Source organism: Burkholderia diffusa, assembly GCF_902499115.1.
Taxonomy (GTDB): Bacteria; Pseudomonadota; Gammaproteobacteria; order Burkholderiales; family Burkholderiaceae; genus Burkholderia; species Burkholderia diffusa.
Map to the genome: position 1 here is coordinate 38,034 of NZ_CABVPN010000028.1, position 15,058 is coordinate 53,091.

13 protein-coding genes and 1 other RNA gene are annotated in these 15,058 nt (G+C 67.2%); 8 read left to right on the top strand and 6 right to left on the bottom strand.

Annotated elements, in window-relative coordinates:
* Positions 1 to 199: 199 nt before the first annotated feature.
* From BTE28158_RS25475 to ffs, 5 genes are all read right to left on the bottom strand, one after another.
* Positions 200 to 1,405, bottom strand: coding sequence for a CaiB/BaiF CoA transferase family protein (locus BTE28158_RS25475; RefSeq protein ID WP_151052314.1), 1,206 nt, complete (start codon positions 1,403 to 1,405; stop codon positions 200 to 202).
* Positions 1,406 to 1,453: 48 nt separating this feature from the next.
* Entirely contained in the window at positions 1,454 to 2,050 is a 597-nt protein-coding gene (gene recR / locus BTE28158_RS25480; protein WP_014896897.1) for a recombination mediator RecR, read from the bottom strand.
* A gap of 49 nt (positions 2,051 to 2,099) precedes the next feature.
* Complete coding sequence (locus tag BTE28158_RS25485; protein WP_006755698.1) at positions 2,100 to 2,426, bottom strand: YbaB/EbfC family nucleoid-associated protein; 327 nt, start codon at positions 2,424 to 2,426, stop codon at positions 2,100 to 2,102.
* A gap of 94 nt (positions 2,427 to 2,520) precedes the next feature.
* Positions 2,521 to 4,821, bottom strand: a complete 2,301-nt coding sequence (gene dnaX / locus BTE28158_RS25490) for a DNA polymerase III subunit gamma/tau (protein ID WP_174920153.1) — start codon at positions 4,819 to 4,821, stop codon at positions 2,521 to 2,523.
* Positions 4,822 to 4,948: 127 nt separating this feature from the next.
* Positions 4,949 to 5,047, bottom strand: an RNA gene (gene ffs, locus BTE28158_RS25495) — signal recognition particle sRNA small type.
* Positions 5,048 to 5,461: 414 nt separating this feature from the next.
* Between ffs and trxA the strand changes: the two genes are divergently transcribed.
* From trxA to BTE28158_RS25535, 8 genes are all read left to right on the top strand, one after another.
* Positions 5,462 to 5,788, top strand: a complete 327-nt coding sequence (gene trxA / locus BTE28158_RS25500; protein WP_006402348.1) for a thioredoxin TrxA — start codon at positions 5,462 to 5,464, stop codon at positions 5,786 to 5,788.
* A gap of 194 nt (positions 5,789 to 5,982) precedes the next feature.
* Complete coding sequence (gene rho, locus BTE28158_RS25505; protein ID WP_006478662.1) at positions 5,983 to 7,245, top strand: transcription termination factor Rho; 1,263 nt, start codon at positions 5,983 to 5,985, stop codon at positions 7,243 to 7,245.
* A gap of 132 nt (positions 7,246 to 7,377) precedes the next feature.
* A complete protein-coding gene (locus BTE28158_RS25510; RefSeq protein ID WP_151050831.1) occupies positions 7,378 to 7,878 on the top strand; it encodes a MerR family transcriptional regulator in 501 nt (166 codons plus the stop codon).
* Entirely contained in the window at positions 7,875 to 9,431 is a 1,557-nt protein-coding gene (locus BTE28158_RS25515) for an MFS transporter (protein ID WP_151050832.1), read from the top strand. The genes BTE28158_RS25510 and BTE28158_RS25515 overlap by 4 nt, the downstream gene beginning before the upstream one ends.
* Before the next feature lie 38 nt (positions 9,432 to 9,469).
* Positions 9,470 to 10,300, top strand: coding sequence for a M90 family metallopeptidase (locus tag BTE28158_RS25520; protein ID WP_151050834.1), 831 nt, complete (start codon positions 9,470 to 9,472; stop codon positions 10,298 to 10,300).
* A gap of 160 nt (positions 10,301 to 10,460) precedes the next feature.
* Complete coding sequence (locus tag BTE28158_RS25525) at positions 10,461 to 10,724, top strand: type B 50S ribosomal protein L31 (protein WP_040144297.1); 264 nt, start codon at positions 10,461 to 10,463, stop codon at positions 10,722 to 10,724.
* 226 nt (positions 10,725 to 10,950) lie between these two features.
* Positions 10,951 to 12,708 carry an ArnT family glycosyltransferase gene (locus BTE28158_RS25530; RefSeq protein WP_124622632.1) on the top strand — a complete coding sequence of 586 codons (1,758 nt, stop codon included), beginning with the start codon at positions 10,951 to 10,953 and terminating at the stop codon, positions 12,706 to 12,708.
* A 2-nt stretch (positions 12,709 to 12,710) separates the two neighbouring features.
* Positions 12,711 to 14,075, top strand: a complete 1,365-nt coding sequence (locus BTE28158_RS25535; RefSeq protein ID WP_151050836.1) for an MATE family efflux transporter — start codon at positions 12,711 to 12,713, stop codon at positions 14,073 to 14,075.
* Positions 14,076 to 14,090: 15 nt separating this feature from the next.
* Here the strand turns inward: BTE28158_RS25535 and lipA are convergent, their stop codons facing one another.
* Positions 14,091 to 15,056, bottom strand: coding sequence for a lipoyl synthase (lipA, locus tag BTE28158_RS25540; protein ID WP_059604332.1), 966 nt, complete (start codon positions 15,054 to 15,056; stop codon positions 14,091 to 14,093).
* Between the last annotated feature and the right edge of the window lie 2 nt (positions 15,057 to 15,058).

The following is a 15,058-nucleotide window of genomic DNA, read 5'->3' on the forward strand; positions in this document are numbered from 1 at the left end:
TGGCGCGAGAGCGACAGTCAGGCGGCTGCGGACGGGCCTGCATGCACGACGCGTGCGCGGTGCGCCGCCGCATTGCACGGCGGCGTTCCGCGGGCGCGAGACAACGTTGTGCCGCCCGGCGTTTCCCGCCCCAAAGCGTGCTCCTCGGGAGAGGCCGCCCTCGCGGAAGCCCGACGCGAAGCGCCCGGCCCTCGGGCACTCAGATCGCGCCGGCCTCGCGCAGCGCGGCGATCGCCTGTACGTCGTAGCCGAGGCCGCGCAGCACCTCGTCCGTATGCTCGCCGAGTTCGGGCCCGAGCCAGCGCGTTTCGCCCGGCGTGCCGGACAACTTCGGCGTGATGTTCGGCAGCGGAATGTCGGTGCCGTCGGCCAGTTTGAAGCGCTGGATCATCTGCCGCGCGACGAACTGCGGATCGGTGAACATGTCGGCGGCGCTGTAGATGCGCCCGGCGGGCACGTCGGCCGCGTTGAGCACGGCAAGCGCCTCGTCGATCGTACGCGGCGCGAGCCACGCGGCGATCGCATCGTCGATCTCCTGCGTGCGCGGCACGCGGCCGTCGTTCCGTGCAAGCGCCGGATCGTCGGCGAGATCGTCGCGTTCGATCGCCTTCATCAGCCGCTTGAAGATCGGGTCGCTGTTGCCGCCGATCACGATGCTGCCGTCGCGGCACGCGTAGGTGTTCGACGGCACGATGCCCGGCAGCGACGCGCCGGTGCGCTCGCGCACCATCCCGTACACGCCGTACTCGGGCACCACGCTTTCCATCATGTTGAACACCGCTTCATACAGCGCGACGTCGACCACCTGCCCCGCGCCGCCGTTCACCTTGCGGTGGTGAAGTGCCATCAGCCCGCCGATCACGCCATGCAGCGCGGCGATCGAGTCGCCGATCGAGATGCCGATGCGCGGCGGCGGCAGGTCCGGATAGCCGGTGATGTGGCGCAACCCGCCCATCGATTCGGCGATCGCGCCGAAGCCCGGCCGGTCGCGGTACGGGCCCGTCTGCCCGTAGCCGGACAGGCGCACCATCACGAGACCGGGGTTGTCGGCCGACAGCACGTCGTAGCCGAGCCCGAGCTTCTCGAGCAGGCCCGGGCGGAAGTTTTCGATCACGATGTCGGCCTCGCGCGCGAGTTGCCGCGCGATCGTCTTGCCGGCATCGGATTTCAGGTTGAGGGTGACCGATTTCTTGTTGCGGGCCTGCACCGACCACCACAGCGACGTACCGCCCTGCTCCGGATGCAGCTTGCGCCACTTGCGCAGCGGGTCGCCGCCGTTCGGATCCTCGATCTTGATCACTTCCGCGCCGAATTCGCCGAAGAGGCGCGACGCGAACGGCCCCGCGATCAGCGTCCCGAATTCGAGCACTTTGACGCCCGCGAGGGGGCCCTGACTGGCGCTCATGTGTCTCCCTGACATGAGGAACGGCGCCGCCGGCCGGCGGCGCCCGGCTTACATCGTGCGGCGGTCGAGCATCGCGCGGGCGATCGTGCCCGCGTCGACGTATTCGAGCTCGCCGCCCACCGGCACGCCACGCGCGAGGCGCGTGACCGCGAGCCCGCGCGCCTTCAGCGTCTGGCCGAGGTAGTGCGCGGTGGCCTCGCCCTCGTTCGTGAAGTTGGTCGCAAGCACGACCTCCTTGACGATCCCGTCAGACGCGCGCCGCACGAGGCGGTCGAAATGGATTTCCTTCGGGCCGATTCCGTCGAGCGGGCTCAGCCGCCCCATCAGCACGAAATACAGCCCGCGATACGTCATCGTCTGCTCGAGCATGATCTGGTCGGCCGGTGTCTCGACGACGCACAGCAACGTCGGATCACGCTCCTCGTCGCTGCACACCTCGCAGATCTGCGCTTCCGTGAACGTATTGCACTTCTCGCAGTGCTGCAGGTGCTCGGTCGCGAACAGCAGCGACCGGCCGAGCCGCTCCGCGCCCTCCCGATCGTGCTGCATCAGGTGGTACGCCATGCGCTGCGCGGATTTCGGCCCGACGCCGGGCAATACGCGCAACGCTTCGACGAGGGCGGACAGGGCGGACGGCTGTTTCATACGGCGGCTGAAAGCAGAACGAACTGATCGGACTGAACGGACGCTGCGCTCAGAACGGCAGCTTGAAGCCCGGGGGCAGCGGCAGGCCGGACGTCATGCCGCTCATCTTTTCCTGCGACGTCGCCTCGGCCTTGCGCACGGCATCGTTGAACGCTGCCGCGACCAGATCCTCGAGCATGTCCTTGTCGTCCGCGAGGAGGCTCGGGTCGATCGCCACGCGGCGCACTTCGTTGCGGCAGGTCATCGTCACCTTGACGAGCCCGGCACCCGACTGCCCTTCGACTTCAATCTGCGCAAGCTGCTCCTGCATCTTCTTCATGTTTTCCTGCATTTGCTGCGCTTGCTTCATCAGTCCGGCGAGGTTGCCTTTCAACATGGGAATACTCCTTCTTGATCGTGTGAAAACCGGCACGCGGCGCGCGCCGGTCAATATGTGCGGGCGTGATTGTGCCTGTCGCGGTGCGATTCGTTCAATGCAGCGTCGGGGATGTGCCGTCCGGCGCCAAATCGGCGAGCGGCCGCACCGAGCCTTCGACGATACGCGCCCCGAAGTCACGCACGAGTTGCTGGACGAACGGATCGCCATGGATGTCCTGCTCGGCCTCGCGCTGGCGTGCTGCACGCGCGGCCGCATCCAGCGCCGCCGCGGTGCGCCGCGCGGGCCCGACCTCGACCTCGACCTCGACGGGCTTGCCGAGCGCGTCGGCCAGGGCGGCCTTCAGTTTCGCGACCTGGGCGGCGTCCGCATACTGCGGCACCGGCACGGACAGTTTCAACGTCGTCGCGTCGACGGCCGTCAGCTCGCTGTTGAACGCGAGCTGATACGCGACGCCCTTCAGCGGCAACCGTGCTGCCAGCGCCGGCCATTCGCCGTCGAAGCCGACCGGGTCGAGCGCGATCGCGGGCGGCAGCGGGCGCGTGTCGACCGGTGCGGACGGACGCGCCTCCGCCGCCTTCGGCGTAATGCGCACGTCATCGGGGCCGCTGTCGAACACAGGCACGAAGCCGTCGTCCGCCGCGCCGCCGAACATCTCGTCGGCGCTGAGCGGCACGTATTCGTCCGGCGGAATGTCTTCCCACGGCGGCGGAGCCTGGCGCGTGTCGGCTGGCTGGGGCGCGCGTGCCGCCGCGCGCGGCGTCGGCACCTGCACGGCAGGTCGCGATGCCGCCGGTTTCTCCGGGGCCGGCTGGGCCGCCGCCGGTTTCGACGCGCCGCCCGCCCGCGAACGGTCGGACGACACGCGCATGCCGGCATTGCGTAGCACGTCGAGTGCGGCAGCCGCACCGCCGCGGGCCGCCGGGCGCGCGACGGGCTCGGCCGGCGCGGCACGCGGCGCCTGTTCGGCAGCCGGCGCTGGTTCGTCGTTGCGCGTGGCGGCAGCAGGCAATTCGGGTTCGTTGCGGACAGCGGGCAGCGCATCGCTCGCCGGTGCTGCCTGCGGTGCCGGGTTTGCTTCCGGCTGCGGCGCTGCGGCAGCAGCCGCTGCCGCAGCCGGCGTCGAAACAGGCTTCACGGCAGGCGAAGTCACCGCTTCGTCAGACCGGGCCGGCGACGGACGCGCAGCGGGCGCGACCGGAGCGGCCGCTTGCGGGCGTGCTGCGCCCGCGGCGGCTGCCACACGCGGCGCAGCCGCGGGCACGGCACGCGGCACGGCCGGCTGACCGCCCGGCGCACTGCCGGCGCCGACGGCCGGCTCGAACGCGAGCATCCGCAGCAGCGTCATCGTGAAGCCGGCGTATTCGTCCGGCGCAAGGCCGAGCTCCGCGCGTCCGACCGTCGCGATCTGATAGAACAGTTGAACCTGCTCGGGGCTCAGCGTCTCCGCGAAGCGGCGCAGGTCGGCCGCTTCCGGCCATTCGTCGAGAACCGAGCCCGGCGCGAACTGCGCCCACGCGATCCGGTGCAGCAGGCTCGCAAGGTCCTGCAGCGCGGTGGAAAAAGACAGGCTGCGCAGCGACATCTCGTCGGCGATCGCGAGAATCTCCGGGCCGTTGCCGGCCGCGAGCGCATCGAGCAGGCGCACCATGTAGGTCTGGTCGAGCGCGCCGAGCATGCCCGACACAGCCGATTCGGTCACTTCGTTCGCCGAATAGGCGATCGCCTGGTCGGTCAGCGACAGCGCATCGCGCATGCTGCCCTGCGCGGCGCGCGCGAGCAGGCGCAGCGCCTGCTGCTCGAACGAGATCCGCTCTTCGCCGAGGATCCGTTCGAGATGCGACACGATGTGCCCGGCCGGCATCTGCTTCAGGTTGAACTGCAGGCAGCGCGACAGCACCGTGACGGGAATCTTCTGCGGATCGGTCGTCGCGAGGATGAACTTGACGTGCGGCGGCGGCTCCTCGAGCGTCTTCAGCATCGCGTTGAACGCGTGATTCGTCAGCATGTGCACTTCGTCGATCATGTAGACCTTGAAGCGCGCATCGACGGGCGCGTACACCGCGCGCTCGAGCAGCGCGGCCATTTCGTCGACGCCGCGGTTGCTCGCCGCGTCCATTTCGACGTAATCGACGAAGCGGCCTTCGTCGATCTCGCGGCACGCGCGGCACACACCGCACGGCTGCGACGTGACGCCGGTTTCGCAGTTGAGTGCCTTCGCGAAGATCCGCGACAGCGTCGTCTTGCCGACGCCGCGGGTTCCGGTAAACAGATAGGCGTGATGGAGACGCCCGCCGTCGAGCGCGTGCGTGAGCGCCCTGACGACGTGCTCCTGGCCGACGAGCGAAGCGAAATCCTTCGGACGCCACTTGCGTGCGAGAACTTGATAGGTCATCGGGAAATTGTATCAGTAACGCTGCGTCGCGCCGACACGTGAAACGGTGCGGAAGACGGGCAATGCGCAGGTAGAACGGAGAATGACGCAGAAATAAAAAACGCCCGGCGAACGGGGCGAGAGGAAAGGTGACGAGCCCGACCCTCGGCACTGGCGGAAAACGATTGTGGCTGCTTCGTTCCCGACCTGACCAGGTTCACCGCCCCACCATGCGAGGAGGCCCGTCACGGCATATTCTATCACCGCTTCCGGCCGAATGCGACCGTTTGTTCGCAACAAGGCCAAGGATCGAGCAAACCGACGCGCGTGCGGGCTCTCCAATCCGGCGCGAACCCGCGGTCATATATCGTGACGCTTCGTGACTCTTGTATTTTGCGCGCCGGCCTCCACGTTCGGGACACAACGGTCAAACGGCGCGTCGTACCCCTACTCGCGTAGCGGCTACTATCGCCGCCCGCAGCAGATAGCAATTTAGGCTAATATGACGCCCGAACGACCCGCGAGCCGCGCCAAGCAGCGCTTACGCCCTTCCTTCCGGAGAGGGGAGTGACCTGCGGCAGCGGCCGGCAGCCGACAAGGCCGCCGGAGCGCCGCAACGCGCCGAGCAGGCAGTCCCCGAACCGTAAGAGGTATTGACCCAATGAGCGAACAGATCAAACACATCAGCGACGCATCGTTCGAACAGGACGTCGTCAAATCCGACAAGCCCGTGCTCGTCGACTTCTGGGCCGAATGGTGCGGCCCGTGCAAGATGATCGCCCCGATCCTCGACGAAGTCGCGAAGGATTACGGCGACAAGCTGCAGATCGCGAAGATCAACGTCGACGACAACCAGGCAACGCCTGCGAAGTTCGGCGTGCGCGGCATCCCGACGCTGATCCTGTTCAAGAACGGCGCGGCCGCCGCGCAGAAGGTCGGCGCGCTGTCGAAGTCGCAGCTCACCGCATTCCTGGACAGCCACCTGTAATACCGGCTGTTCCGCGGACGTGTTGTCAACCGACAACACGTCCGCCGTCAAGCCGCCGATCGGCCGCTCAGGCGCGAATCGGCGTATGCTAGAATCAAAAAACGTCTACAAGACGCATTAAGTCTCAGAGCGCTTCCGCTCGCCCTCCTCCCTTATTTCTTTTCGTCGCATCTCCTCCCTGGCGGGTTCTCCGTATGCATTTATCCGAGCTCAAGTCTCTGCACGTGTCCGAACTGATCGAAATGGCCAATGGCCTGGAGATCGAAAACGCGAACCGCCTGCGCAAGCAGGAATTGATGTTCGCCATTCTCAAAAAGCGCGCCAAGACGGGAGAGACGATCTTCGGCGACGGCACGCTCGAAGTGCTGCCGGACGGTTTCGGCTTCCTGCGCTCGCCGGAAATGTCGTACCTCGCGAGCACCGACGACATCTATATCAGCCCGTCGCAGATCCGCCGCTTCAACCTGCACACCGGCGACACCATCGAAGGTGAAGTCCGCACGCCGAAGGACGGCGAGCGCTACTTCGCGCTGGTGAAGGTCGACAAAGTCAACGGGCAGCCGCCCGAGGCCTCGAAACACAAGATCATGTTCGAGAACCTCACGCCGCTGCACCCGAACAAGCCGCTGTCGCTCGAACGCGAAATGCGCGGCGAAGAGAACGTCACGGGCCGCATCATCGACATGATCGCGCCGATCGGCAAGGGCCAGCGCGGCCTGCTCGTCGCGTCGCCGAAGTCGGGCAAGACCGTGATGCTCCAGCACATCGCACATGCGATCAAGCAGAACCATCCCGACGTCATCCTGTTCGTGCTGCTGATCGACGAGCGCCCTGAAGAAGTGACCGAAATGCAACGCTCGGTCGCCGGCGAAGTGATCGCTTCGACGTTCGACGAACCGGCCACGCGTCACGTGCAGGTCGCCGAAATGGTGATCGAGAAGGCCAAGCGCCTCGTCGAAATGAAGCACGACGTCGTGATCCTGCTCGACTCGATCACGCGTCTCGCACGTGCGTACAACACCGTGATCCCGGCGTCGGGCAAGGTGCTGACGGGCGGTGTCGACGCGAACGCGCTGCAGCGCCCGAAACGCTTCTTCGGCGCGGCGCGCAACATCGAGGAAGGCGGCTCGCTGACCATCATCGGCACCGCGCTGATCGAAACCGGCAGCCGCATGGACGACGTGATCTACGAAGAGTTCAAGGGCACCGGCAACATGGAAGTGCACCTCGAGCGCCGTCTCGCGGAAAAGCGCGTCTATCCGTCGATCAACCTGAACAAGTCGGGCACGCGCCGCGAAGAAATGCTGATCAAGCCCGAGATCCTTCAAAAGATCTGGGTGCTGCGCAAGTTCATCCACGACATGGACGAAGTCGAGGCGATGGAATTCCTGCTCGACAAGATCCGCCAGACGAAGAGCAACTCCGAGTTCTTCGACCTGATGCGCCGCGGCGGCTGATCGCCCCCGCACCGCAACGAACGGCTGCCCGCGCATTTCGCCCGGCAGCCGTTTTTTCACGTCAACCTGAACGTGAACGTACAGGTTGATCTATAATCGCGCCATCGCCCCAACCGAAGCCGCGCCAATCCAATGCCGAACGACGCCTCCCCCTCGCCGCTGACCGTGAGCGACGCCGCGTCGCGGCTCGGCGTCACGCCGCGCACACTGAAGTATTACGAAGAGCGCGGGCTCGTCACGCCGTCACGCAGCGGCGGCCGCTATCGCCTCTACGACGAAGCCGATCTCGAACGCTTCGCCCGCATCCTGCGGCTGCGCGCGCTCGGCTTTTCGCTACACGGCATCACCGAGATGCTCAAGCGCCCGCTGGAAGAAACGGGCGACGGCCGGCGCCGCTATTCGGACGCGTCGCTGCGCGACATCCGCTCGGGGCTCGCCGAGCAAATCGACACGCTCGACCAGCGGATTGCGGCCGTCCAGCGCGAGCTGAAGGAAGCCGTCGCGCTGCGCACGGAACTGCAGCACGACATCGACTACATCGAACGGCGCCTCGCCGGCGAAAACCCCGACACGCTAATCGCGCAGCGGCAAGCCGAAGCCGGCACGCGGCGCGCCCGCAAGGATCGGGAATGAACGTCGCGCCGGGTCGCCCGCCGCTGTGGAGCCGTGCGAACCTGCGCGCGGACCTGTTCCCGTGGGCGCTCGCGCTCGTGACCGGCATCGACTACTTCGACAATGCGGCCTTCTCGTTCTTCGCGAGCTACATCGCGGGCGGCATCAACGCGTCGCCCGACGAGCTCGTGTGGTCGTCGAGCGCGTATGCGGTCACGGCCGTGCTCGGCATCCTGCAGCAGCAATGGTGGGTCGATCGGCTCGGCCATCGCCGCTACGTCGCCGGCTGCATGTTGATGTTCTCGTTCGGCGCGATCGCGGCCGCACTCGCCGACACGTCGCTCGAGCTCGCGTTCGCGCGCGGCTTCCAGGGTTACTTCATCGGCCCCATGATGGGTGCATGCCGGATCCTGATCCAGATCAGCTTCAAGCCGCAGGAGCGGCCGCCCGCCACGCGCGCGTTCCTGATCATGATCCTGCTCGGCAGCGCGCTTGCGCCGATCGTCGGAGGGCTGCTCGTCGCGCATTTGACGTGGCGCGCGCTGTTCGCGTGCACGGCGCCCGCCAGCATCGCGTTCGCGATTCTCGCGCTCCTCACGCTGCCCGATTCGGGCAAAACGCCCGACGACGAGCGCGGCTCCGGGCATTTCTGGCCGTACGTCGTGTTCGCGCTCGCGCAAGGCGCGCTGCAGATCGTGCTGCAGCAGGTGCACTACCAGCTCTACAGCGGTTCGCCGATGCTGATCCTGCTGACGATCGGGGGCCTTGGCGCGCTCGCGTGGTTCGCCTATCACCAGTGGAACCATCCGACGCCGCTCGTGCGACTGCATGCGTTTCGCGAGCGCACGTTCCAGGTCGGGTTGCTGCTGTATATGTTCTATTACTACGAGTCGACGGGCTTCAGCTACCTGACTTCCCGCCTGCTCGAAGGCGGGCTCGGCTATCCGGTCGAGAACGCCGGGCGCCTGGTCGGCACGATGTCGCTGATCTCGGCCACCGCGCTGTTCGTCTACCTGCGCCACGCGAAGCGCGTCACGCACAAGAAATGGTTCGTCGTGCCGGGGTTCGCGATCGCGATCGTCGCAGCGCTGTGGATGACGCGGATGACGCCCCAGGTCGGCGAGGTCGCGCTGATCGTCCCGCTGCTGCTGCGCGGGCTGTTGCTGCTGTTCATCGTGCTGCCGGTAGCGAACCTGACGTTCCGCATCTTCGCGATCGACGAATACACGCACGGCTACCGGCTGAAGAACATCGTGCGGCAACTGACGATCTCGTTCGCGACGTCGTCGGTGATCATCGTCGAGCAGCACCGGCTGGCCGTACATCAGACGCGGCTCGTGGAGCGCGCGAACGTGTTCGATCCGCTGTTCCAGCAAACCGTCGACGCGCTCACGCGCAGCTACGCGGCTGCCGGCCATGCGCTGAACGAGGCGCACGCCCTCGCGATCGCATCGATCGCGCGGATGGTCGCGCAACAGGCGTCGTTCCTCGCGTCGCTCGACGGTTTCTATTTCCTCGCGGGCGTCGCGCTCGTCGGCGGTCTCTTCGCGGCATGGCAAAAAGAGATCGATTGAGTTAAAAGACAGGCTTTGGATTCTCCCGCGCTGCTTCCATGCTCTCGAAACTGACCCGCTGGCTCGACGACCGCCGCCGCGACCGCGCGCTGCGCAGCCATCCGATTCCCGACGAGCTGTGGCGCAACACCGTCGCGCGCCTGCCATTCCTCGACGCGCTGTCGCCCGGCGATCTGGGTCGGCTGCGGGAGCTGACGAGCCTGTTCATCGCGAAGAAATCGTTCTCGACCGCGCACGGACTCGCGCTGACCGACGAGATGATTGTCGCGATCGCCGCGCAGGCGTGCCTGCCCGTGCTGAACCTCGATTTGTCGCTGTACGACGGCTGGGTCGGCGTCGTCGTGTATCCGGGCGAATTCGTCATCCGCAAGACCGTGCAGGACGAGGACGGTGTCGTCCATGAAGTCGAGCAGGATGCGAGCGGCGAAGCGTGGGAAGGCGGCCCGGTGATCCTGTCGTGGGAAGACGCGCAGATGACGGACGGCCGCGACGCATACAACGTCGTGATCCACGAGTTCGCGCACAAGATCGACATGGTCAATGGCGAGGCCGACGGGTATCCGCCCCTTTTTCGCCGCTTGCACGCGCCGCACCTCGACGCGCAGGCGTGGGCCGACGTGTTCGAGCATGCATACGACCAGTTCTGCGCGCGCGTCGATGCGGTGCCGGATCGCGCGTGGGCGCGCTTCGAGCGCGTCTCGCTGATCGACCCCTATGCGGCCGATCACCCGTCGGAGTTCTTCGCGGTGTGCAGCGAGGCGCTGTTCGTGCGACCGCGTGCGTTCGAGTCCGAATTTCCGGAGCTCTACCGGCTGCTCGCCCGCTACTATCGGCAGGATCCGGCCCGGACGGGCGCCCTCGACGCGTGATGAAAATTATTCCTCAACCGTCTGATTTTCTGGCATAATCGCCGTTTTTCGACCTTAGGCAAGTGGCTCGCGCCGGGCTTGACGTCGGCTGAATCGTGCGAATGCGTGCGGTCCGGCACGGCAAGCGGCGGGTTGGCTACCGCTCTCACCAAGGAACATCATGAAACCTGGCATTCACCCGGACTACCGCGAAGTCGTCTTCCAAGACATGTCGAACGGCTTCAAGTTCATCACGCGCTCGACGATCCAGACGCGTGAAACCATCGAACACGAAGGCAAGACCTACCCGCTCGCCAAGATCGAAGTGTCGTCGGAATCGCACTCGTTCTACACGGGTCAGCAAAAGATCATGGACACGGCAGGCCGTGTCGAGAAGTTCAAGAACAAGTTCGGCGCACGCGCCAGCGGCAAGGTCGCGAAGTAAGCTTCGCACCGATCCGGTGGTTGCAACGCACCGGTACCGCACGAAAGGGCAGCCCAGGCTGCCCTTTTTTGTCTCCGCTCGCCGGGAAAACACCGCACGGCGGCCGGTGCAGGGGCAATCGTCCGACGCGCAACGGCCGGCGCGTCTACAATGCCGGATGCCCGAATCCGGCGCCGTCGGCGCATGACCGCGCCGGCCGCCTGCTCATAACAAATCACTCATCTGCATGAAGCCAGTCGTTCGTCTCACCGCCTCCGCCACGCGCGCGCTGCCGCGCTGGCTGCTGCTTACGCTCTGCCTCGTCTACGCGGCGTTCGGCCTGTTCGGCCGCGACCCGTGGAAGAACGAGGACGCGGCAGGCTTCGGCGTGATGTGGACGATGGCCACCGGCGGCTGGCACGACTGGCTGCTGCCGAATCTCGTCGGCAAGTTCATCACGACCGACGGGCCGCTCGGCTACTGGCTCGGCGCGCTGTCGATCCGCGCGCTGGCACCGTGGGTCGACGCCAGCAACGCGTCGCGCGTCGACACGGGCGTGCTGTTCTGCGTCGCGTGCGCGTTCGTCTGGTACGCCGCCTACCTGCTCGGCCGGCGCGCCGAGGTCCAGCCGTTCAAGTACGCATTCGGCGGCGAGCCGGAGCCGCGGGACTACGGCCGCACGCTCGCCGACGGCGCGCTGCTGGTCCTCGTCGCGTGCTTCGGGCTCGCGGAGCGCGGCCACGAAACGACGCCGCAGCTCGCGCAGTTCGCGTGGATCGCGATGTTCGTGTACGGCATCGTGCGCGGCATCGACAAGCCGATGCAGGGGGCGCTGTGGTGGGGCGTCGCGATCGGCCTCGTCGCGCTGTCCGGCAACCCGGTGCTCGTCGTCGCGCTGCTCGCCGGCACGGCCGCACTGTGGCTCGTCACGCCGGAGATGCGCAACCTGCGCCTGCCGCTGATCGGCCTGCCGCTTGCGGCCGCGATCTTCGCGCTGTGGCCGCTCGCCGCGTTCCACGCGGCACCCGACGACGCCGCGTGGTTCTTCAATCAGTGGATCCACGGCAGCCTGATGCGCTTCTCGGGCCCGCCGACCGCGGTGCTCGCCTACGCGGCGAAAAACCTGCCGCTCTTCACGTGGCCCGCGTGGCCGCTCGCGATCTGGGCGTGGTGGAGCTGGGCCGGCATGCGCCGCCGCGCGCACATCGCGATTCCGCTGTCGGTCGTGGTACCGCTCGTCGCGCTCGTGATCCTGCAGAGCCAGCAGTCGAACCGCATGTACATGCTGCTGCTGCCGCCGCTCGCGGTGCTCGCTACCTTCGCGCTGCCGACGCTCAAGCGCGGCGCGATCAACGCATTCGACTGGTTCGCGGTGCTGAGCTTCACGATCCTCGGCACCTTCGTGTGGCTCGTATGGCTCGCGTCGCTCACCGGCTTCCCGCACCCGCTCGCGCGCAACCTCGCGCGCCTGGTGCCGGGCTACGAACCGCACTTCAAGATCCTCTCGTTCATCTGCGCGGTGATCGTCACCGTGTGCTGGTGCCTGCTCGCGCGCTGGCGCATCTCGCGCCAGCCGAAGGTGCTGTGGCGCAGCGTCGTGCTGTCGGGCGCGGGCACCACGCTGATGTGGGTGCTGCTGATGACGCTGTGGCTGCCGATCGTCAACTACGGCCGGACTTACAGCGATGTCGCGCAACAGATAGCGTCGCATCTGCCGAAAGACTATGAGTGCATCGCGCCCGTGCGGCTCGGCGATGCGCAGATCGCGACCTTCGCGTACTTCGGCGACATGCACTTCGAATTCTCGGGCGACTGCGACGTGATCCTGCGCCAGGACCGCGCGGACTTCGGCGAGCCGAGCGCGATGTCGCAATACGTGTGGCGTCTCGTATGGGAAGGCCGTCGCGTCGCCGATCGCGACGAACGCTTCCGCCTGTACGAGCGCATCGAGCGGCCAACGGCGCCCGTCAAGCGCCGCGGCCCGCGCCACCGGACGGTCGATTGACGATGTTCGCCGACATCCGCCGGATCGTCGGTCTCGCGTGGCCGGTGCTCGTCGGCCAGCTCGCGATCATCGCGTTCGGCGTGATCGACACGGCGATGGTCGGCCGGTATTCGGCCATCGACCTGGCCGCACTCGGGCTCGGTTCGTCGATCTACGTGTCGGTCTACATCGGGATGACGGGCATCCTGTCCGCGCTGCAGCCCATCACCGGGCAACTTTACGGTGCGCGGCGCTACGCGGAAATCGGCGAGGAAGTCCGTCAGGCGCTGTGGCTCGCGCTGATGCTCGCGGTGCCCGGCTTCCTGCTGCTGCACTTTCCCGAACCGCTGCTGCACATCGCGCACGCACCGCCCGCGCTGCACGATCGCACGGTCGATTACCTTCGAATCCTGTCGTACGGCCTGCCGGCGAGCCTCGTGTTCCGGATCTACAACGCGCTGGCCAACGCGGCCGGCAAGCCGCGCCTCGCGATGATCCTGCAGGTTGGCGCGCTGCTGCTCAAGTTTCCCCTCAACGTGTGGTTCATCTTCGGCGGCTTCGGCGTGCCGGCCCTCGGCGGGCCGGGCTGCGGGCTCGCCAGCACGCTGATCAACTGGGCGCTCGCCCTGATCGGCTTCACGCTGCTCGCGAAGCTCGACGTGTTCTCGCCGCTTTCGATCTTCTCGCGCTTTTGCTGGCCCGTCTGGGTACGCCAGAAGGCGATCCTGAAGCTCGGCGTGCCGATGGGCCTGTCATACCTGATCGAGGTCACGTCGTACACGTGCATGGCACTCTTCATCGCGCAATTCGGTACGACGACGCTCGCCGGCCATCAGATCGCCGGCAACATCGGCGCGGTGCTGTACATGACGCCGCTGTCGATCGGCGTCGCGGCGTCGACGCTGGTGGCACGCGCACTCGGCGCCGGCCGCCCGGACGAGGCACGCCTGCTCGGCCGGCACAGCGTGATGCTCGCGTGCGGGATCGCGGCGGCGTACGGCGTGCTCGTGTTCACGCTGCGTCCGCTGATCGTCGGCGGCTACACACCGAACCCGGCCGTGGCCGCCGCCGCGCTGCCGCTCGTCGCGATCGTCACCTGCTACCACTTCTTCGACGCACTGCAGATCACGTCCGCATTCGTGCTGCGCGCGTACAAGGTCGCGGTCGTGCCGACCGTGATCTATGCGGTCGCGCTGTGGGGCGTCGGGCTCGGCGGCGGCTACGTGCTCGGTTTCGACGTCGGCGGCATCGCGCCCGCCTGGCTGACCGGCGCGCGCGGCTTCTGGTTCGCGAACACGATCAGCCTGATGCTCGCGGGCGCAGGCCTCGCGCTCTACCTGCGCCACGTCAGCCGCACGCAACCGAACGTCAGCGCATACGGCGCATGACGCATGGTGCGCGGCCTACGCGCCCTCCAGCACGTCGGCCGCGTGGTACGAGGACCGCACGAGCGGACCGGCAACGACTTCCCTGAACCCGAGCGCCAGCCCCTCGTCTCGCCACGCGGCGAACGCATCGGGGCTCACGTAGCGGCGCACCGGCAGATGGTGCGCCGACGGCGCGAGATACTGGCCGAGCGTCAGCACGTCGACCTCGTGCGCACGCAGGTCGCGCAGCGTGTCCCGCACCTCGTCGTCGCGCTCGCCGAGCCCGAGCATCAAGCCCGATTTCGTCACGAGCGTCGGCCGCGCGGCCTTCGCCTGCGCGAGCAGTTCGAGCGAACCGCGATAGTCGGCGCCCGGCCGCGCCGCCCGATACAACGACGGGACCGTCTCGATATTGTGATTGAACACGTCCGGCCACGCTGACGACAACGCATCGAGCGCCCGCGCGACGCGGCCACGGAAATCGGGCGTCAGCACCTCGACGCCGATGCCCGGCACGCTCGCGCGCACCGCCGCGATGCAGGCCGCAAAATGCGCAGCGCCGCCATCGCGCAGGTCATCGCGATCGACCGACGTGATCACGACGTAGCGTAGTTCGAGTGCCGCGACCGCGTCGGCGAGCCGCGCGGGCTCGTCGGGATCGAGCGGATCGGGGCGGCCGTGCGCGACGTCGCAGAACGGGCAGCGCCGCGTGCACAGTCCGCCCATGATCATGAAGGTCGCGGTGCGCTGTGCGAAGCATTCGCCGATGTTCGGGCACATCGCCTCCTCGCAGACGGAATGCAGCCGATGATCGCGCAGCACGGCCGCCATGTCGGCGACCGCACCGCTCATCATCGGCCGCGCCCGCAGCCACGGCGGCTTCGGCAGCGCCGCGCCGGCCGCGGGCTCGACGCGCACCGGAATGCGCGCGAGCTTGTCGCGGCTCCTCGCGCCCGGCTGGCCGAGCGCGGTGAGGCTGGGTCGTTCGAGCGCGGCGGCCATCG